The 18,742-nt window shown below is 39.1% G+C and carries 25 protein-coding genes; 10 read left to right on the forward strand and 15 right to left on the reverse strand.

Annotation, left to right across the window (positions count from 1 at the left end; translation table 11 throughout):
- Window positions 1-68: 68 nt before the first annotated feature.
- Window positions 69-1,214 carry a S1C family serine protease gene (locus GSQ74_RS10265; RefSeq protein ID WP_254060857.1) on the reverse strand — a complete coding sequence of 382 codons (1,146 nt, stop codon included), beginning with the start codon at window positions 1,212-1,214 and terminating at the stop codon, window positions 69-71.
- A complete protein-coding gene (locus GSQ74_RS10270; RefSeq protein ID WP_254060858.1) occupies window positions 1,172-1,741 on the reverse strand; it encodes an RNA polymerase sigma factor in 570 nt (189 codons plus the stop codon). Before GSQ74_RS10270 ends, GSQ74_RS10265 begins: the two co-directional genes overlap by 43 nt.
- A 131-nt stretch (window positions 1,742-1,872) precedes the next feature.
- Here GSQ74_RS10270 and GSQ74_RS10275 point away from each other — a divergent pair, with 131 nt between their 5' ends.
- The 3 genes from GSQ74_RS10275 (at window position 1,873) to GSQ74_RS10285 (ending at window position 2,789) form a co-directional block, all read left to right on the forward strand.
- Entirely contained in the window at window positions 1,873-2,070 is a 198-nt protein-coding gene (locus tag GSQ74_RS10275; RefSeq protein WP_158992873.1) for a hypothetical protein, read from the forward strand.
- A gap of 136 nt (window positions 2,071-2,206) precedes the next feature.
- A complete protein-coding gene (locus tag GSQ74_RS10280; RefSeq protein WP_158992875.1) occupies window positions 2,207-2,431 on the forward strand; it encodes a hypothetical protein in 225 nt (74 codons plus the stop codon).
- Between the two features lie 130 nt (window positions 2,432-2,561).
- Complete coding sequence (locus GSQ74_RS10285) at window positions 2,562-2,789, forward strand: hypothetical protein (RefSeq protein WP_158992877.1); 228 nt, start codon at window positions 2,562-2,564, stop codon at window positions 2,787-2,789.
- An 86-nt stretch (window positions 2,790-2,875) separates the two neighbouring features.
- Here GSQ74_RS10285 and GSQ74_RS10290 read toward each other — a convergent pair whose 3' ends face one another.
- Window positions 2,876-3,043, reverse strand: coding sequence for a phosphatidate cytidylyltransferase (locus tag GSQ74_RS10290; RefSeq protein ID WP_158992879.1), 168 nt, complete (start codon window positions 3,041-3,043; stop codon window positions 2,876-2,878).
- Between the two features lie 95 nt (window positions 3,044-3,138).
- Here GSQ74_RS10290 and GSQ74_RS10295 point away from each other — a divergent pair, with 95 nt between their 5' ends.
- Together GSQ74_RS10295 and mqnC are read left to right on the forward strand one after the other, a co-directional pair.
- A complete protein-coding gene (locus GSQ74_RS10295; protein WP_158992881.1) occupies window positions 3,139-4,641 on the forward strand; it encodes an ATP-binding cassette domain-containing protein in 1,503 nt (500 codons plus the stop codon).
- 205 nt (window positions 4,642-4,846) lie between these two features.
- The gene (mqnC, locus tag GSQ74_RS10300) at window positions 4,847-5,971 is read left to right on the forward strand and encodes a cyclic dehypoxanthinyl futalosine synthase (RefSeq protein ID WP_158992883.1); all 1,125 of its coding nucleotides are present in this window, start codon (window positions 4,847-4,849) and stop codon (window positions 5,969-5,971) included.
- Window positions 5,972-6,039: 68 nt separating this feature from the next.
- Here mqnC and GSQ74_RS10305 read toward each other — a convergent pair whose 3' ends face one another.
- Together GSQ74_RS10305 and GSQ74_RS10310 are read right to left on the reverse strand one after the other, a co-directional pair.
- Window positions 6,040-6,945: a ferritin-like domain-containing protein gene (locus tag GSQ74_RS10305; RefSeq protein WP_158992885.1), complete on the reverse strand. Its 906-nt coding sequence runs from the start codon at window positions 6,943-6,945 to the stop codon at window positions 6,040-6,042.
- A 21-nt stretch (window positions 6,946-6,966) separates the two neighbouring features.
- Window positions 6,967-7,653: a ferritin-like domain-containing protein gene (locus tag GSQ74_RS10310; protein ID WP_158992887.1), complete on the reverse strand. Its 687-nt coding sequence runs from the start codon at window positions 7,651-7,653 to the stop codon at window positions 6,967-6,969.
- Window positions 7,654-7,773: 120 nt separating this feature from the next.
- Between GSQ74_RS10310 and scpB the strand changes: the two genes are divergently transcribed.
- The 3 genes from scpB to GSQ74_RS10325 all read left to right on the forward strand — a co-directional run bounded on the left by scpB (window position 7,774) and on the right by GSQ74_RS10325 (window position 9,867).
- Window positions 7,774-8,334, forward strand: coding sequence for an SMC-Scp complex subunit ScpB (gene scpB / locus GSQ74_RS10315; protein ID WP_158992889.1), 561 nt, complete (start codon window positions 7,774-7,776; stop codon window positions 8,332-8,334).
- Window positions 8,335-8,463: 129 nt separating this feature from the next.
- Complete coding sequence (locus GSQ74_RS10320) at window positions 8,464-8,664, forward strand: hypothetical protein (protein WP_158992891.1); 201 nt, start codon at window positions 8,464-8,466, stop codon at window positions 8,662-8,664.
- Window positions 8,665-8,745: 81 nt separating this feature from the next.
- Window positions 8,746-9,867: a GNAT family N-acetyltransferase gene (locus GSQ74_RS10325; RefSeq protein ID WP_158992893.1), complete on the forward strand. Its 1,122-nt coding sequence runs from the start codon at window positions 8,746-8,748 to the stop codon at window positions 9,865-9,867.
- Window positions 9,868-10,162: 295 nt separating this feature from the next.
- Here the strand turns inward: GSQ74_RS10325 and GSQ74_RS10330 are convergent, their stop codons facing one another.
- From GSQ74_RS10330 to GSQ74_RS10355, 6 genes are all read right to left on the reverse strand, one after another.
- Window positions 10,163-10,504, reverse strand: coding sequence for a helix-turn-helix domain-containing protein (locus tag GSQ74_RS10330; RefSeq protein ID WP_158992895.1), 342 nt, complete (start codon window positions 10,502-10,504; stop codon window positions 10,163-10,165).
- A gap of 159 nt (window positions 10,505-10,663) precedes the next feature.
- Window positions 10,664-11,500, reverse strand: a complete 837-nt coding sequence (prmA, locus tag GSQ74_RS10335; protein WP_158992897.1) for a 50S ribosomal protein L11 methyltransferase — start codon at window positions 11,498-11,500, stop codon at window positions 10,664-10,666.
- A gap of 12 nt (window positions 11,501-11,512) precedes the next feature.
- Window positions 11,513-11,968: a hypothetical protein gene (locus tag GSQ74_RS10340; protein ID WP_158992899.1), complete on the reverse strand. Its 456-nt coding sequence runs from the start codon at window positions 11,966-11,968 to the stop codon at window positions 11,513-11,515.
- A gap of 120 nt (window positions 11,969-12,088) precedes the next feature.
- On the reverse strand, window positions 12,089-12,856 hold the full coding sequence (gene tpiA, locus GSQ74_RS10345) for a triose-phosphate isomerase (RefSeq protein ID WP_158992901.1): 768 nt from the start codon (window positions 12,854-12,856) through the stop codon (window positions 12,089-12,091).
- Window positions 12,857-12,876: 20 nt separating this feature from the next.
- Window positions 12,877-14,070 carry a putative sugar nucleotidyl transferase gene (locus tag GSQ74_RS10350; RefSeq protein WP_158992903.1) on the reverse strand — a complete coding sequence of 398 codons (1,194 nt, stop codon included), beginning with the start codon at window positions 14,068-14,070 and terminating at the stop codon, window positions 12,877-12,879.
- Between the two features lie 65 nt (window positions 14,071-14,135).
- On the reverse strand, window positions 14,136-14,384 hold the full coding sequence (locus GSQ74_RS10355; RefSeq protein ID WP_158992905.1) for a type B 50S ribosomal protein L31: 249 nt from the start codon (window positions 14,382-14,384) through the stop codon (window positions 14,136-14,138).
- Between the two features lie 432 nt (window positions 14,385-14,816).
- Between GSQ74_RS10355 and GSQ74_RS10360 the strand changes: the two genes are divergently transcribed.
- On the forward strand, window positions 14,817-15,443 hold the full coding sequence (locus GSQ74_RS10360; RefSeq protein WP_158992907.1) for an SGNH/GDSL hydrolase family protein: 627 nt from the start codon (window positions 14,817-14,819) through the stop codon (window positions 15,441-15,443).
- A gap of 68 nt (window positions 15,444-15,511) precedes the next feature.
- Window positions 15,512-16,024: a hypothetical protein gene (locus tag GSQ74_RS10365; protein ID WP_158992909.1), complete on the forward strand. Its 513-nt coding sequence runs from the start codon at window positions 15,512-15,514 to the stop codon at window positions 16,022-16,024.
- A 269-nt stretch (window positions 16,025-16,293) separates the two neighbouring features.
- Here the strand turns inward: GSQ74_RS10365 and GSQ74_RS10370 are convergent, their stop codons facing one another.
- From GSQ74_RS10370 to GSQ74_RS10385, 4 genes are read right to left on the reverse strand one after another with little or no spacing between them, the layout of a single operon-like run.
- Window positions 16,294-16,659, reverse strand: a complete 366-nt coding sequence (locus GSQ74_RS10370; protein ID WP_254060859.1) for a nuclear transport factor 2 family protein — start codon at window positions 16,657-16,659, stop codon at window positions 16,294-16,296.
- Between the two features lie 32 nt (window positions 16,660-16,691).
- Entirely contained in the window at window positions 16,692-17,378 is a 687-nt protein-coding gene (locus GSQ74_RS10375; protein ID WP_158992911.1) for an ATP-dependent Clp protease proteolytic subunit, read from the reverse strand.
- Window positions 17,379-17,381: 3 nt separating this feature from the next.
- Window positions 17,382-17,654 carry a hypothetical protein gene (locus tag GSQ74_RS10380; protein ID WP_158992913.1) on the reverse strand — a complete coding sequence of 91 codons (273 nt, stop codon included), beginning with the start codon at window positions 17,652-17,654 and terminating at the stop codon, window positions 17,382-17,384.
- The gene (locus GSQ74_RS10385; RefSeq protein WP_158992915.1) at window positions 17,635-18,168 is read right to left on the reverse strand and encodes an RNA polymerase sigma factor; all 534 of its coding nucleotides are present in this window, start codon (window positions 18,166-18,168) and stop codon (window positions 17,635-17,637) included. The genes GSQ74_RS10380 and GSQ74_RS10385 overlap by 20 nt, the downstream gene beginning before the upstream one ends.
- Window positions 18,169-18,742: the final 574 nt, after the last annotated feature.

Below are 18,742 nucleotides of genomic sequence, written 5' to 3' on the forward strand. Positions count from 1 at the left end.
ATCTCAACAAAAAAGGCATCCGTTTGGAAGCCTTTCTCGTTTATATATATTGTGAATTTATAGGGCTCTTATTGATAAACCTTAACGATGAACACATAGTTGTTCAACTTTTTAACTTGCTGAACCCTGGTTAATCCCGCTAAAGTATTTTTAGTATTCAGGTTGATCTTTCTAGTTAATGAATCGGCGGGGATGTTGTGGATCGCACTCAGCAAATAGCTTGATTTTACCGCGAAGTGCACGCCTTCCAGCTGAGTTTGTTTTCCCTGTATAATACCTACAACGTTTCCTCTGCTATCCATTAGCGGGCTACCACTGTTACCGGGATTGATCGCGATAGAGATCTGGTAATCTAAACTGTCGCCATTTAAACCAACAGCCGATGTTACCCTACCTTCATCAAAATGTGGCGCATCCTGCGGATAGCCATAGGTGTAAACGCTTTCAGCCAAATCGCTCTCAGCTTTTTTAATGGTATAAGGGATAGCACCCAAATTTCTGAACGAAGTATCAACAATTTTTAAGATAGCAATATCATTTTGAGGCTCGGTGTATAAAACTTTCGCTTTAAATGATTTCCCGGCGGCATTTTGCACATAGACAGAATCCGCGCCATTAATTACGTGGTAATTGGTAGCTATTAATCCGTTTGAGGTAATGGCAAAACCGGTACCGCTAAACCTTTCGGCATTGGCAGACCTATTGGCCCTGCCATTTTGTGAAAGCTTTTGGTTTATTTTATCAGTTTTATTCTTAAGGTTTCCTACTTCGCGGCGTAACTGTATGTATTGCGAATCCTGGTTAGTCATTTTACCGGTTAAGAACATTACACTCAAAATAGCAAATATAGCAACCGATGCCGCTACTGATATTTTTGAATGGTGATTACGCCACAACTGTACCACCCATGATGGATGAACCATCAGCTCATCGGCCAGGGTATGCACATCAATTTCGTCATGAATAGCATTCAGGCGGTTTTCCAATGCCAGGCGGTCGCTGTACTGCTTTAACAGTTTGGTGAAATCCTGGTGTTCGTTAACCTTGGTATCAATAGCAGTATTTTCCTTACGGAGCAATTCAAACTGCTTTAGCTCTTCCGGGCTCATTTCGCCGTTCAGATACCGTTCAATTTCTTCCTGTAATTTATACTCGTTCATTTTCGCCTCTCTTATTTCTGCTGAAAAAACAACTTCTTCAACCTTTGCAAACATTTATATTTTTGCGTTTTCGCATTATCAGCATTGGTATAACCAAACCTTTCGCATATATCCTGCATGCTTAGGTTATGGATATAAAAATCCTCCATTATGGTTTTACAGGGTTCGCCTAATAATTGGAGCGCACTCTCCATTTTACTAAACTGTATATCCATGTCGTTCTGTTTTTCAACTTCATCTTCAACATGCATATGCTCCTGAAAATCCCTTATATCCCCTCCAAACCTGCTCATGTGGCTCAGCCTTTTAAGCCAAAGCCGTCGGCAGATTGAATAAATAAAGGTTTTAAGCTTACTGCTCAGCTCAAAATCCCCAGCCTTAATTTTGTTATATAATATAATAACGGCCTCCTGGTAAATATCCTTGGCATCATCAGCGGTGCCGTTATTATTTATTATTAGCTGTAAAATCATCGGAAAGTAAGCCACATACATGCGCTTTAAAACACTTTCCGAGTTATTAAGTATGCCTAATATAACCTCACTATCCGTTGGTATTGAATCTTTTAATTCTTTATTCACCTGATATTACTACTTAATACAATTTATATGAAATGGTAACCCTGTTTTTCAAAAAAAACTAATTTATTAAAATAAGGTTACCTTTTTGAAAAACGGGCATTAATGCAAAGTAACACTTAAAAATAAACATCATGAAAAACATTATCAAAACAACATTAGTAGCTGCAGCTGTATTAACATTTGCTGCTTGCGGTTCAAAAAAAGCAACTTCAGGTGTTGATTCAACTACTGTAAAAGTTGATTCAACTTCAAAAACAACTGTTGACAGCACTAAAAAAGACACTGTAAAAGTTGATACCACTAAAAAGGACACAACTAAAAAAATGTAATTATTTAATCGGGCAGAGTAATGCAAATCATTCTGCCCGATTACTCATTTAGCTGTATTTCAGATATTTATTCAGGCAGATGGGTTACTTTTCATACATTATTGTATTAAGATTATAAATCTATAAAAACATAACCATGAAAAACTCATTTAAAATCGCGGCATTAGCCCTGGTAGTTTCAATTTCGGTAGCTGCTTGCGGTGGCCACAAAAGCGGTTCAGCTGGCGACAGCACTAAGGTAGACTCAACAAAAATCACGAAGGATACCCTTAAAAACGATACTACTATTAAAAACGATAGTACCCATAAAGACACTACCATTAAAACTGTTACTAAAACAACAGAAACCAAAAAGAAATAATAACACCCTGATTATTAGTTTTTTTATAATTTAAAAAGGTAATCCATGATTTTTTTTCAAAAACATGGGTTACCTTTTGTCATTTCAGGTATTAATCAGCAAAACTATTAATCACTTAAAAAAAATTAACATGAAAAATTCAATCAAAGTTAGCGTATTAGCTTTAGCTATCGCTTGTTCTTTCGCAGCTTGCAAAAGCAAATCTTCTTCAGCTTCAGCTGATTCTACTAAAATGGCTGATTCAGCTAAAGCAGCAGATTCAACTAAAATGGCTGATTCATCTAAAATGAAAGCTGACACTGGTAAAATGAAAGCTGATTCAGCTAAAATGACTAAAGACACAACTGCTAAGAAATAATTATTTCCTAGTACAACAAAAAGCCCTGCTAGCAGGGCTTTTTTAGTTAATACTTTTTTTTGAAATATAGTTGTGGCGGCAATGTTTTATGACCTGCCCCTGAACAGCGATATTATCCAGATAATAATCGCGATAACAATAAACACCGCGAGAATACCCACTATAGCCCCTGCCTTAAAAATACCGCCAATAAGGGCGCAACTGCTCATGCTCATTACAACCATAGCAATCAATAACAAGTTTAATTTTCTCATGATAAAAAGTTTATGTGATTGAATTTCATAAATTACTACAATAATTATACCTGTTTATAAAACAGATAAGTATTTTTACCGCCTACTTATCTATCATGAGCACTACCATACTATCTATACAGCACGCCAGCGTACGTTATTTAAACAATCATATATTTAAAAACCTGTCATTCCATATAAATAAGGGTGAAAACTGGGCTTTGATTGGTAAAAGCGGCTCTGGTAAAAGCGCACTATTACAAACTATTACCGGCAGGTTTAATGTTACCGGAGGTGAGGTAAATTATACCTTTTTTGAAGAGTTTTTAGCACACCACCCCAATCATGATCCTACTTTAACACATCATAAACTGATTGCTTTGGTGGAGTCGAAACATCATTTCAGGAATCTATCCAACACTACTGAATTTTATTATCAGCAGCGATATAATTCGTCGGACTCGGAAGACGCGCAAACTGTTGAAGAATATCTGAATGATATAAAACATGTTGACGGTGGTAACAACTATTGGACCTTTGATAAGGTTATTGAAACATTAAGGTTAGAGCCACTACGAAGCAAACAGCTCATCAAACTATCCAACGGCGAAACCAAGCGGCTATTGATTGCGGCAGCGTTGATCAAAAACCCGGTTTTGTTATTACTGGATACCCCATTAACCGGCCTTGATGTGCAGACGCGCCAGTTATTTAATACGATACTGACCGAGATAACCAACTCCGGAATTTCGGTGATTATTGCGACATCACCAAGAGAGATACCTGATGCGATAACCCACATTGCCGTTTTGGAGGATGGGGAAATAGTTCAGACTATAGCAAAGGCTGACTTTAATCCGGAGCTGTTTAAAGACGAGGCAAAAACCAATGTAGATGCGGAAAAGTTGAAAAGCTTGCTTAACAATACTGAAAAGTCGGCCTATGCCTACATGGTAAAAATGAATGATGTGCATATAAAATATGGCGAAAAAGTTATTCTGGATAAAGTAAACTGGCAAGTGTTGCCTGGCGAGCGATGGGCATTGCTAGGGCCGAATGGTGCCGGAAAATCGACCTTGTTAAGTTTGGTTAATGGCGATAACCCACAAGCTTATGCCAATGATATTGTTTTGTTTGATGTAAAGCGCGGCAGCGGAGAAAGTATCTGGGATATTAAGAAGAAAATAGGTTTTGTATCGCCGGAGCTTCATCAATACTTCCCGACAGATAACAGTTGCTTGCAGGTGATTGAATCGGGTTATTATGATACTTTGGGATTATTTAGGCCAAGTCAGAAAGTTAAGGCTGATACTGCTTTAGCATGGATGCAGGCTTTAGAGATCGATAAATATGCACGTACACTATTAAAAAACATCCCGGCCAGCGCGCAACGTTTATGTTTATTGGCCAGAGCACTTATTAAAAACCCTGACCTATTGATATTTGATGAGCCTTGCCAGGGAATGGATGAGCATCAGCAACTAAACTTTAAGCAGATAGTAAATACAATTTGCGACATGAGTGATGTGACGCTGATTTACGTAACTCATTATCAGCATGAGATACCGGATAGTGTGACGAAGGTTTTAAGATTGGATAAGGGGTTGGTGGTAGAATAATTTATCATAAACTATCGTCATTGCGAGGAACGAAGCAATCTCTACATAGGCAGGTCGCCCTTACGGTTCTCTGTATAGCATATAGATTGCTTCGTACCTCGCAATGACGCTTGGTTTGGTTTTCTATATGTACAGGAAAATGTCAGCCCAATGTTAGCTAATCTCTAACCTGTATTCTCTAATCACTTTTTATCTATATTTGTATATGAATACAGCCGATCTGTTACAGCGCGCTTTACAATTTGATTTCCTGAGCCAGGAAGAGGGTGTTTTTTTGTATAATAATGCATCTACTCCTGATTTGATGTACGTGGCCAACGAACTGCGTAAAAAGCAGGTTCCGCACGGCAAGGTTACCTGGCAGATAGATCGTAATGTAAACACTACCAACGTTTGTATAGCCAACTGTAAGTTTTGCAATTTCTTCCGTCGCCCGGGGCACGAGGATAGTTACATTACCGATATTGAAACCTATAAAAAGAAGATCGAAGAAACTTTCCGTTATGGCGGCGACCAGTTGTTATTACAAGGCGGTCACCACCCTGATTTAGGTTTATCTTTTTATACCGACTTATTTAAACAGTTAAAAGAATTATATCCAACCCTAAAATTACACTCACTAGGCCCACCGGAGATTGCTCACGTAGCGAAACTGGAAAACATGAGCCATATTGATGTATTAAGGGCGATGAAAGAATCCGGCTTGGATTCGTTACCCGGCGCGGGTGCTGAGATATTGAACGACCGTGTACGCAGACTGATTTCGAAAGGAAAATGTGGTGGCAAGGAATGGTTAGATGTTATGCGTGCGGCACATCAGCTTAATTTACCAAGTTCAGCCACCATGATGTTTGGCCACGTAGAAACTATTGAAGAGCGTTTTGAGCATTTAGTTTGGATACGCGAAGTTCAGTCCGAAAAACCTGAAGGCCATTATGGCTTTGTGGCATTTATACCATGGCCTTTCCAGGATGATGGCACGCTGTTGCGTAAAGTGCGCGGCATTACGAATAATGTAACAGGCGATGAATACATCCGCATGATTGCGTTAAGCCGCATAATGCTGCCTAATATCAAAAACATACAGGCATCATGGCTTACTGTAGGTAAACAAGTTGCCCAAATATGCTTACAGGCAGGTGCAAATGATTTTGGATCGATCATGATCGAAGAAAATGTAGTATCGGCAGCAGGTGCGCCACATCGATTCACTGCCAAAGGCATACAGGACTCAATAGCCGAAGCAGGTTTTGAACCACAGCTACGCAACCAAAAATATGAATGGCGCGATGTACCTGTACAAATTGAAGAGCAGGTTATTAATTATTAGAAATATAAACCCAATAAAAAACGCCATGTAAATAATACATGGCGTTTTTTGTTTTATTAACTTACTAATTAACTTTTTGGTTTTGTAAATGCTGGCACTAATATAGCAAGTACTTCACTCATTGTTAACGGTTCATCAAACGCCGCCGTTGCAGCAGCAACTGTTGTTGTACTACTTGTTGCACTAGGTAAATTAAGGATGTTAACGCCACCTTGTACACTTGTATTTTCTGGAGTAGCACCACCGTAGTTTGCATTTACTGCCGCAACACCGGTATCATTACTTGCAGCGCCTGAAGTATCAACACTTCCTGATGCAGCACTGGTAATCCATGGCAATACAGTTGCACCATATTTGGTCATACGTAAATAACGGATGGCTGATGCGTGCCTTGCTTCTACAGCGTGTATATCAAGTGCTGCAGTTAAATAAGTTTGGTTACCCAATAAATTAGGGGCCTGGCCTTTGTATGCGCGTACGCCTGTATCTTCAAATGTTTCGGCAACAGCTAAAAATGTTTGATAGTTGGTAAAAACACCAGTGAATGGGCCAGCCTGTGAACCAGCACCACCGGTATAATCTAAATACACAAAATCAGACGCGGTAACCGGGGTACCACCTGCGGCATTAATTGCGCTTGTTAAAAACGTAACGTGTTTGTTTTCGTCAGACTGAATTTGAGAGATATAAGAGGTATCAGTTACTAATCCTGAAGCGGCCATCCCATCGTTGTAAAATGTCGCTTCTAATATTTCAAGTGTTAAAGCAAAGTTTAATACACTAATTACACTTGCTGATGCTGATTGACCATAGGCTTTTTTGAATAAATTGCCTAAAGCAAATGGAACCGCAGCAATAGCTACCTTAGAACCAAAGCTCGTAATATTTTTTATCGCGTCGCGACGAGGGCTGATCCGGTCATTAAATTCCGGGTCAATTTTCTCTATTTCTTCTACTATACTAAATAAATTCATGATTGTAATTGTTAAAGGTGATTAACTGAAACTGTTAGCTGAAACTTTAGTCTTCAAATAAGTGTTGGCTCCTACTAACACCGCGCTTGGTTTATTGCTGATGTTTAAACCGTTGGCATCAACCTGATCTGACGACACGAAGTTACCCTGGGTTATTAAGTTTCCGATCAAGGCCGCATGTCTTGCTTCTACCGAAACGATGCTACCCGCAATGGATAAATAAGCAGCATTCTGGATGTTATAAGCAATACCATCATAAGCAGTTACACCTAAATCTTCAAAAACTTTGGCAGCTCCTAATACCGCTGTTCTGCTTGTGAAGTCAATAGCGCTAAAATCAGGGGTTAATCCTTTTATGGCACTGGTGCCTAATGCCGCTTTAAAAAATTCACGGTGACATACTTCATGATCACGTATATCAGTTAAATACGTTAATTCGATTGATGGAATGCCGGTGTAGGGGGTAGCAACCACTTGTAAATAAAATGCAGCTTCTAATTGTTCCAGCGCGTAGGCGAAATTTAATATACCGGTATCACCGCTGCCTACATCAGTTACACCCGCTGTAGGCACAACATTATGGTCTTTATGGCATGAGGATGCAACTGATAGTAAGCCTACCCCTGCCACTCCTACGCCCGCATAACGTAAAAACGACCTACGGGCCATATTTACATTAACATTAGTTAAATCTGTTTCCGTTTTCATAATAGATGATTAATTTTATAAGTTTATACAGGTAGATACGCCTAATAAACGTATGCGGTTTTTTACTTTCAGGTTATTGATTACAACCTCAGGGAATACAACTTAAATTTATAGTTAAAAATGTTAAACACAGACCTTTATATTGAAGCGCTTATATTCTCATCTGAGCAAAGTTTGCGGGTTGAGGAGATAGCTTATTGCTTACAAGCAGCGCTGGAAGAGGATATCAGCATTGAACAAATAAATCAGAGCATCATCACTATAATAGAAAAATACCAGGATGAAAATTTGGCAATTGAGTTGGTTAAAGTAAATAATGGTTACCAATTTCTCACCAAAAAACCTTTTCATCCGGTTATTAATCTGCTGCAATCGCAACGCTCAAAAAAGAAACTGAGCCAGGCAGCCCTGGAAACACTCGCGGTAATTGCTTACCGGCAGCCAACCACCAAAACAGATGTTGAACAGATACGTGGTGTGAACTGTGATTACTCGATACAAAAGCTGCTAGAAAAGGAATTAATAGCCATTGTAGGCAAATCTGAAGCGGTTGGCAAACCGATACTTTATGGTACAAGCAGCCTGTTTATGGATTATTTTGGTATAAATAGCATGAATGATTTGCCTCATATAAAAGAACTTACAGCGGAAGAAAGTTCCATTGGCGAGGCCACAGAATAATTTTAAAGATATTTTTAATAAAAATGGATTTTAATTATTTTTACTAATAAATAAGTCGCTATTTGTTAATAGGCAATTTTATTTGATTTAAATTTACATAGAATTAAGTTTTAAACTAAAAATTCGACAATGGGAACGCCAAAAAAACCTTCAAAGAAAAAGCCGGATTCAAAAAGCGCAGGCGCGAAGAAAGCTGCTCCGGGATCTGTTGATCCGAAAGCTAAGAAGAGGATTATTGATGATGAGGATGACGAAGACTTTGATATGCCGCTTGATGAAATTGGTGGTTACGAAAGCTTTGAAGAATTCGACGAGGACGACGATTTTTAAAACATTTATATATATTTTTAGTAAAGCATTCAGAACATGCCTCTGGATGCTTTTTTTATATTTGGGCATTTATAATACAAAATGGTTATAACCGAGGTTAAGGATAAGGTAGCAAAAAAAGCATTTTTAGATGTAGCAAGGGTAATTTATCAAAATGACGACATTTGGGTATGCCCGCTTGATAATGATGTTGAGGCTATATTCGACCCGGGTAAAAATAGTTTTTATAATCATGGCAAATGTATTCGCTGGGTACTTACCAGCGAGAACGGGCAGCTGATTGGCCGGATAGCCGCGTTTATTAACAACGAAAAAGCTTACAATTATGAGCAACCAACCGGAGGCGTAGGTTTTTTTGAGTGTATTGATGATGAAAAAACTGCCTTTTTGTTGTTTGACACTGCCAAAGCCTGGTTAAAAGAAAATGGCATGCAAGCCATGGACGGCCCCATCAACTTTGGTGAAAACGACACATTTTGGGGTTTATTGAGCGAAGGTTTTACCTCGCCCCCGTCCTACGGGATGAATTATAACCCGGAATATTACAAGGCATTTTTTGAAAACTACGGTTTTAAAACCCAATACGAACAGATCACCAATTATCTGAATGTGCTTAAGCCTTTCCCCGAAAGATTTAGAAGGATAGCTAACTGGGTGATACAAAAACCAGGGTACACGTTTAAGCATCTTAAAGCAAGTGAAATTGAACAGTTCGCGGCTGATTTTATTGAGATTTATAACGATGCGTGGAAAGGCTTTGAAAACTTTGTACCGATAACGCATGCTACCATATTAGAAAGCTTCAGGAAGATGAAGCCTTTGATGGATGAAAACCTGATATGGTTTGCCTACTTTAACGGCGAACCGGCATCTTTCAATATTGTGTTGCCTGATGCCAACCCGATGATAAAACCATTGAAAGGCAAACTCGACCTAAAAGGTAAACTCACCTTTTTATACCTGAAATGGCGGGGCGTTAACCGGATGCGGGCTATTGTAATGGGCACCAAACAAAAATTCCAAAACCATGGCCTGGAATCGGCATTGTTTATAAAACTTGGTGAATATGTGTTACCATTAAGCCAATACGAAGAAATGGAACTATCATGGGTAGGCGATTTTAATGAAAAAATGATCGCGCTGCATGCAGCTATGGGTAGTGTATTTGGCAAAAAGCATTTAACAATGCGTTACATTTTCTAAGAAGCTGTTTAAAATTGATAAATAATCGTCTTGCGATTCCTTGGCAATCCCCGACTTACAGAGCGGCGTACGAGAATATTTACTATCGTGCGGTGGCTGTCATCCTGAGCGTAGTCGAAGGACGCGCTTAAAGGCCTGCTCACATACTTCGACTACGCTCAGTATGACAGCCTTTACGCACGTTATGCAATGACGATTTTTTTTTATATAAAATAACATTCAATCGTTTTTAAACATTTTCGCATAAAAAAAGAGCCTAGTATAACTAAACTCTTTTTTCGATATAGTTAAATAACTACGCTATTTCTCGTCTGTGCCTTAATTCTTCAAAAAGCTCAATAACTTTTTTCTGTAATTCAATAACCTCGTTTTCACGATCGTTTAAACGTTTATGTACGTTTTCAAGCTCAGTAATAAATTTTTGATCCTGTTCGGTTTCATTAAAGGTAAGTAGTTGCACAACTCCCATTTCAAACAAAGTAGCTATCTGCTCAAGGCGTGATAAATTAATATCGGTTATTCCGGTTTCAATTTTTGAAAACGCTGGTATTGAGATGTCTAAACGCTTCGCAACATCTTCCTGGCTCCAGCCTTTTTGATGACGAAGTAACCTTATTTTTTTACCAAGTGTTTTCATATAAAAATTAAATTATGGGTAGGTTGCGCTATAGTTAATAAAGTTATGATTATTTTTTAATAACCTAATAAATTATTGAAAATAATTCTAATAATCCATTTCTTACTACTTCATTATCACTAAATTACGACACCTTGTACGTATTAAGTTGCCAAAAAGTTACTTAATAAATTTGGCGGCAACCCAATCGCTATCATTTTTATGAATGATGTATTTTAAGCCATATTTACGCGCCTCATCCATAATAATATCCAGATCTGGCTGTTCATAAAAACCGCTTAAATACAGTTCCCCTTCGGGCTTTAAAACCTCGTTGTAACGCTGTATCTGGTCGAGTAATATATTGCGGTTAATATTGGCTAATATGATATCATATTGCTCATCAGGTATCACTTCTTTTGATCCGCAGATGGCGGTAATATTATCAATATTATTCAATTGCGCGTTTTCCAGCGTACTTTCAAAACAAACAACGTCGTAATCAATGGCAGTAACTTTAGCCGCGCCTAATTTTGATGCCATGATAGCCAAAATACCGGTACCACAGCCCATATCAAGCACATTCTTACCAGAGAATTCGTTCTCCATCATCAATTCCAACATCATTGATGTTGTTTGATGATGCCCGGTGCCAAAAGCCATTTTAGGGTCGATAACGATCTCATATTCAATCTCGGGCTTGGGTTGATGGAAGGTCGCCCGTACAAAAATCTTATCCTGAATATTTATCGGCTCAAAGTTACTTTCCCATACCTCATTCCAGTTTTTTTGGGGGATCAACGCAATTTCATAGCTGAAGGTGAATATATCCCGGTAAGGCATTAATGCCTCTATAAGCTTAGCCTCATTAAAATCATCTACAGGAATATAGGCTTTAAAGCCAAATTCCAGTTCCTCAAAAGTATCAAATCCCACTTCGCCAAGGCTATTTATCAGCATATCCTGCTGATAATCCTCTGTAACTATGAGGGTAAAAAGTAATTCGTAGTAATTCATTTTAGGTAGATATTATTCAATAGCGGTAGCTGGCTTATGCTTCAATTTTATTTTCCCGCCAACTATCAACCCCAACATAAAAAAATTGATGACCCAATACGTTAGCTGGATCAATAACATTAATATTGCCATACCGGCCAAATGGTAAATGCCTGTTTGCTTATCCCAAATGATGTAAGCGATACCGCCGGCAAAAATACCGCATAATAAAGCGGTGGCCGTAACAGCTGCATCCTTCCCCACCATCGACCACGAATGCGCGGCCTCCCATATCGGCAATACAATTACATATTGGGTTAGCAAAGCAGTGATGAAATATAAAGGCCAGCAGTAGTAAAAACAAGCCATGAAAGCATGTAAATTCCCCTTGCCCATGTCGCCCAAATGAATGGGGAAGACAATGGATTGCAGCAACACTATTACAGCGAATACTACAAAACCGGCAAATGGAGGAAGAAATACTTTCACTTTTTAGATATGAGATTTTAGATATGAGACATGAGATAAAAGTTAGCCTAATATCTCACATTAACAAAATAAGATGTGAGATAGTTTTTCGTCTCCTTTCTCACATCTCGTGTCTCAAATCTATGCGTTAAATACTCTTAATATATCAACAAAATCTCTCGATTTTAATGATGCACCACCTATCAATCCACCATCAATATCTGCCTGGGCAAATAATTCGGGAGCATTTTTAGGGTTGCAGCTACCACCGTATAAAATAGTGGTATCATCAGCTACTTGCTGGTTGTATTTTGCAGCTATTTCCTTACGGATAAATGCGTGAATTTCCTGTGCCTGATCGCTTGATGCAGTTACACCTGTACCGATGGCCCAAACAGGCTCATAAGCGATAACTAACTTTGCAAAGTTAGCAGCATCTAAATGGAATACACCTTCAATCAGTTGATCTTTGATCACCTGGAAATGCACATTGCTTTCGCGCTCTTGCAAGGTTTCACCTATACAAAAAATTGGTTTTAAATCGTTTGCTAAAGCTGTATCCGTTTTTTTAGCTAATAATTCGTTGGTTTCGCCAAAATACTGGCGACGCTCGGAGTGACCTAAGATCACATACTCCACACCTACTGATTTTAACATTTTAGCCGATACTTCGCCTGTGTAAGCACCTGATTCTGCCTGGTGTGCATTTTGCGCGCCAACAGAAACCTTATCATAACCTTTTGCCATTTGCACCAAGCTGTGCAAGTGTATAAACGGACTGCAAACCACCGCTTGCTGTTTACCGGTAATTTCGTCCTTAACCATATTGGTTATTTCTGAAAATAAGGCTAATCCCTCGTTATAATCAAGGTTCATTTTCCAGTTTCCGGCAACTATTTTTTTTCTCATCTTGTGTTGTGTAATAATTTCTAAATGTAAAGTTCTCTATATGCTTTGGTCAGTTTAAATACTTCTTTCAGGATGTTTTGCTCATCGTTATTAAATTCACGGTGATCTCTGCGTTCAAATACCTTGGCAGTGGTTTCCAGCATTTTGTGCAGGGAATACTCCTCAAAACCATACTGAGCCCCACCCCAGGCAAAATCAGGGACGTTATTAGGCGGAAAACCCGCGCCAAACACGTTTGATCCCACACCAATAACAGTACCGGTATTAAACATGGTATTAATGCCGCACTTAACATGGTCGGCCATAATCATACCGCAAAATTGCAGACCGGTTTTGCGGTAGCTTTGAGTGGTATAATCCCATAGCTTCACTTCGGCGTAATTATTTTTCAGATTGGAATTATTGCTATCGGCACCGATATTGCACCATTCGCCTAACACCGAGTTACCTAAATAGCCCTCGTGCCCTTTGTTTGAATATCCCCAGATAACAGCATTATTCACCTCGCCCCCAACACGGCAATATGGGCCGATGGTGGTTGCACCATAAATTTTGCTACCCATTTTCACCTGTGAATCGCCACAAATGGCGAATGCACCACGAATATTGGTTCCTTCCCAAATCTCGGTGTTCTTTCCTAAATAGATCGGCCCGTTTAGGGTGCTGAAGGTATTGCATTCGGTTTTAACATCATCTTCGGCAAAAAAATCATTCCCAATGATAGTATTGGTGCTGCTGATAGTTGCGCTTGTGCGGCCGTTGGTTACCAGCTTAAAATCCTTGCGCAGCTCAATATCATTCTTCCTGAAAATATCTTCGGGGTATTTTATAGTTACCGCAATATTTTCATAGGTGATCGCTTGCCCGTAATCAACGTTAGTGGTAAAATGCTTTGCATCTGATTCGCCTAAACGAACTGCCACTAGCTGATCTTTATATTTCAAAGCATCGCCAACACGCAGCTTATCAATCGCTTCCACTAAATCAGCATCCGGACAAAATGAGCCGTTGATAAATATATTATCAGCCGTAATTTTTATGGGGAACTTACCCTGCAAATAGGCACGGGTATGAAACGAGAAGTCGGTTTTTAAATGCTTAGCCCACTTTTCGGCAATGGTAAAAATACCTATGCGTAAGTCGGCAACAGGGCGAGTGTAGGTTAAAGGGAGCAGGGATTGGTGCGCGTTATCTTCAAAAAGAATAATTGCCATGGCGCAAAAATAAAAAAGTCTCCCGATGTATCGGGAGACTCGCTATATTATTTATAAACAAATAATTATTTCTTGTTGTAACGGGTACGGAATTTGTCGATACGACCAGCGGTATCAACCAATTTCATTTTACCAGTGTAGAACGGATGCGACATATGTGAAATTTCTAATTTCACTAATGGATATTCGTTACCATCTTCCCATTTTACAGTTTCACGGGTATCGATGCATGATTTAGTTATAAAAGAATACTCGTTAGACATATCCTTAAATACAACTAATCTATAATTTGATGGGTGCAGATCTTTTTTCATTGTTATTTACTTCTTATAAAAGAGGTGCAAATGTAGTAAATAAATTTAAAAGTCAAAAGTGAAAAGGCAAAAGTTTTCAAAAAGCCCCACATTACAAAGTCTCCCCTCTTTTTTGCTTGCAAAAGAGAGGGTGGTCGGGCGAAGCCAAGACCGGGTGAGTAAAAGCAATAGCGCTAATACTTGGCGCACAATTGACTCACCCCGAATACGCTGCGCTGTTCGACCCTCTCTTCGGCGAGCCGGAAAGAGGATGAAAAATATCCCCCCATACTGGCTTCAGTTTGCAACTGAAGCCTACGGATCGTGAGGGTTTGTAACTCTCACCGTAATTTCTCAATTTTATATCCCCTAATTTCCTCTTCGAGCAACTCAGAGGGGACTAAATTCATCGTTATCTGATGTCAGATTATTAAATAAATATAACACCTAACTATGACGCACTTATTATGTTTTGGAGATAGTATAACGAGAGGAGAAAATGATGCCAAGCATGGCGGATGGGCCGACAGACTTAAGACTTATTTTATAAAAGATTTTCTGAAAGAACAGCACAATGAGGTTTGTGTATTTAATCTGGGCATTGGGGGTGAAACTACAAACGGACTAAAAAATAGATTTAAGACTGAATTTGATGCCAGACGATTAACGGATCAAAACGATCAGACTATTGTTACCATTGCTTATGGTATAAATGATCTGGCTATTTCAAATGCTAATCCTGCGGTTTCGGAAGAACACTTTTTATTAAATATGCAGGAATGCATCAAATATGCTCTTCAAAAAAAAGCAAAAGTTATATTAATTAACATTCTCCCAATAGTTGATGCTGAGCCCAAAAAAAATCCTAAGTTTAGAAAACCGGAAGACATTGGAAAATATAACAGTATTATCGAGAAGCTCTCGGCTGATTTTAATATTTCATATGTTAATGTATTTTCTCCTTTCAATAAATCTAAAGCGCAATTCTTGACCCCTGACGGTATACATCCTAATAGTAAAGGACATAAGTTACTTTATAAAACTATCAAAAAGCAGGTTTTGAAAGAGATAAAGTTTTAATATACCGCCCCATGGGCTTAATTACATATTGATATTTACTTCTATATTAGTAGACCTAAGCAACAAAAATGAGCACTACTAATAAGTCAAATTTCTCAATCACTACAAAAAGCAAATTAAACTATGTGTTAGCGTTGATTAACATCTTTATCATTTGCGTTTTTGCACTCAAATTAAAAGATATTGGACTTATTTTATTCCATTTTAGTATTGGTTCGCCATATAATTTTAATTCTCCTTTAGTCATTTTAGCATTTTACATAATTGCCATTTATTGTATATATAATCTGCTGTTCATGCTAACCGGCGAAACGACTTTTACAATTAACAATAATATATTAACGGTTAATAAAAAAATAGCTGGTATTAGCAGAGCTAAGAATTATAACATTGATCAAATACAAAATCCAAGAATTGAGACCGTTGGATCAAGCACCCGTTGGGGTTTTCAAGGTTTTTATTTTCGCGATTATACAATGGATGTATTGGTTTTTAGCTACAATAACAGTAAAATAATGTTAGGCAAGAACCTTGATAATTTTAATGCACAGGAGTTAAAAGATGCTGTTAAGTCGATATAGGATTTAAATAAATTCGATGTAATGGTGCGGTGAAAACACCATATCTGTTCGGAAGATTGCATTTCCATTTTTAATTCCCTCCCAAGGGAGGGGTGCGGCTGGGATGTGAAGTGGCAGGGAGGGGTTTAGTCGCCAATAATCTGTTAAACCCCACCCTTCCCCGCCCCAAGGCGGGAATCGCACAAGGCCGATGCTTACTTTTTTCATCTTCCGAACACTTGTGGTGAGAACACCGACCATAGGCTAAATTCAAATAGATCAATAACCAATCAGCTTAATTCAATATCCATTTGTTGCAACAAACCATCAGTAATTACATACACGTGCTTTACTTTTCCATCAAATAAAATATTGCCCTGTAAATCCTTTACCAGCTGGTAAACTTCAACCTCAATCTTTCCATCGGGGCGTTCAATAATGGTTACAGGCTCTACCTTCGGATTTATCTCACTCCATTGTCTTGTCCAATATTCTCTAACGGCTTCATGTCCAATCACGTAACCGCCCTCAAATCCTTTAGGCCAATGAATATCCGGGTGCATTACAGACAGGACGGCATCAATTTCTCTATTATTAAATCCTTTATAAGCTTTTTTAATTAAAGCTTGATTTTTAAGCATTTGCTCTTCGTCCATGTTATTTATTGATTTTAATTATGGACGCGAATTTAATCTGTATCCCCTAACACCTCGTCTACCATACCCTGTTCTTTGGCTTCGGGGCCTGTCATCCAGTAGTCACGGTCAGATGCTTTGTGTACCCAGTCGTAAGTTTGACCGCTATGTTTGGCTATGATCTTGTACAGATCGTGCTTTACTTTTATTATTTGTTGCGCGGTGATTTCTATATCTGCTGAAACGCCTTGCACCCCTCCTGAAGGCTGGTGAATCATTACACGCGAATGCTGTAACGCGGCACGCTTTCCTGCTTTACCAGCGCAAAGTAAAACGGCGCTCATAGAAGCAGCCACGCCAATACAAATGGTGCCTACGTCGGGTGTGATCAATTGCATGGTATCATAAATACCCATGCCCGAATAGACGTCGCCGCCCGGCGAATTGATATAGAGCTGAATATCCTTTTTAGCATCTACCGATTGCAGAAAAAGTAATTGCGCCTGAATTATATTTGCCATTCGGTCTCCAACAGGTTCGCCTAAAAATATGATCCGGTCCATCATCAGACGGGAAAAAACATCCATCTGAGATACATTCAACTGTCGCTCTTCCATAATGTAAGGCGTCATGTTTTTGGGGATGCTTGCAGCACGGCCTATGTAACTATCCACATGCTGGCTGCCGATGCGGTGATGCTTAACCGCGTATTTTCTAAATTCGTTATGATTGATGTCCATAATTTAATGATTTTTAAACAGGTTGGCGATGCGATGCATAAAGCCCCGGTGTTGCTGCGCGGTCGCTAATATTTTTTGTACAGCGCCAATCTCGCCCTTTATCTTTGGGCGACTGTATTGCCTAATAACTGCATAAGTGTTTTGCTGATGCTCCATATCGTTTACCAAATCATTGTTCAATAACATATTCGCCTCAAACAAAAGCGCGTCGCCGGGGGGCATGCTACCCAAAAGATAGTCGTCGATAGCTTTGATGTTATTCAATGAAGTCCGCATAGTTCAATGAGTTTTGTTTAACAGTTTCCCTTACTTTCTCCAGGCATTTATATTTTGCTACCGTTGCCGAATGTGTACCCGAGTAGCCAAACAACGTAGCAACATCGCCAACAGGCAAATGATCGTAATAATATGCCTTAAGCAATTCCATACATTTTTTACCTGCAGTTTCCAGGTAATGCAGTATTTTGTTGGTAGCAGGTTGTTCATCGGGCACAACCTCAATGTCAAAATCATTTAAGGGCAGGTTCTTAAGCCCGGCCTTATAATGCTGCAGCCATAGTTTTTTGGCAACACCTAGCAAATAGGCTTTTTCATTTACAATGATCTCAGCTTGTGCTGACGCAACTTTTTCGTAATATATAACCAGTGCATCCTGAAAAATATCCTGCGCTTCTTCAATGCTGCCCCCCATTCGGGCCACATAACGCGCAACTACGGGAAAGGCCTTTTTATAAAGGGCCAGGAAGAAAGTTTCACGCAGTTTAACCGTTGATAATCTGTTGTTATTCATTGCTATCATGAGTGTTTATTACTATGTGTATTATAAGCACGAAATATCACCCATGAAATTGCATTATTTTTAATTAAAAAGTGAAAATGTTGTATGACCCTTTATTGGGGCGTTACCTACGGCCCGTGCTATGCGCTCATACGCCTGCAAGCCTTAGGGGCGGGTATCCACTCCTATCAAACGCGGGTTGCCTGAACTTTGATTTCTCACAGGTTAGTTAGTTTTTATTAGCGTTCGAGAGGGCTTCGCCGTTTGTGGGATTTTGGGGATTAACTTGATTCTATTTAATGGTGTGGTGAAAACACCAGGGGTGTTCGGAAGATAAAAAAAGGAAGCATTAGCCTTGTGCGATTTCCGCCTTGGGGCGAGAAAGGGTGGGGCTTAACAGATTATTTGGCGACTAAACCCCTCCCTGCCACTTCACATCCTAACCGCACCCCTCCTCCCACGGGAGGGAATTAAAAATGGAAATGCAATCTTCCGAATACCTATGGTGAAAACACCAACAATAGGCTGAATCGACTCCCCTAAAGATTTGCGACACTTGGCAAATAGTTTATTATTCAATTTGTTT

The sequence above is a fragment of the Mucilaginibacter sp. L196 genome, from assembly GCF_009765905.1.
Lineage (GTDB): Bacteria > Bacteroidota > Bacteroidia > Sphingobacteriales > Sphingobacteriaceae > Mucilaginibacter.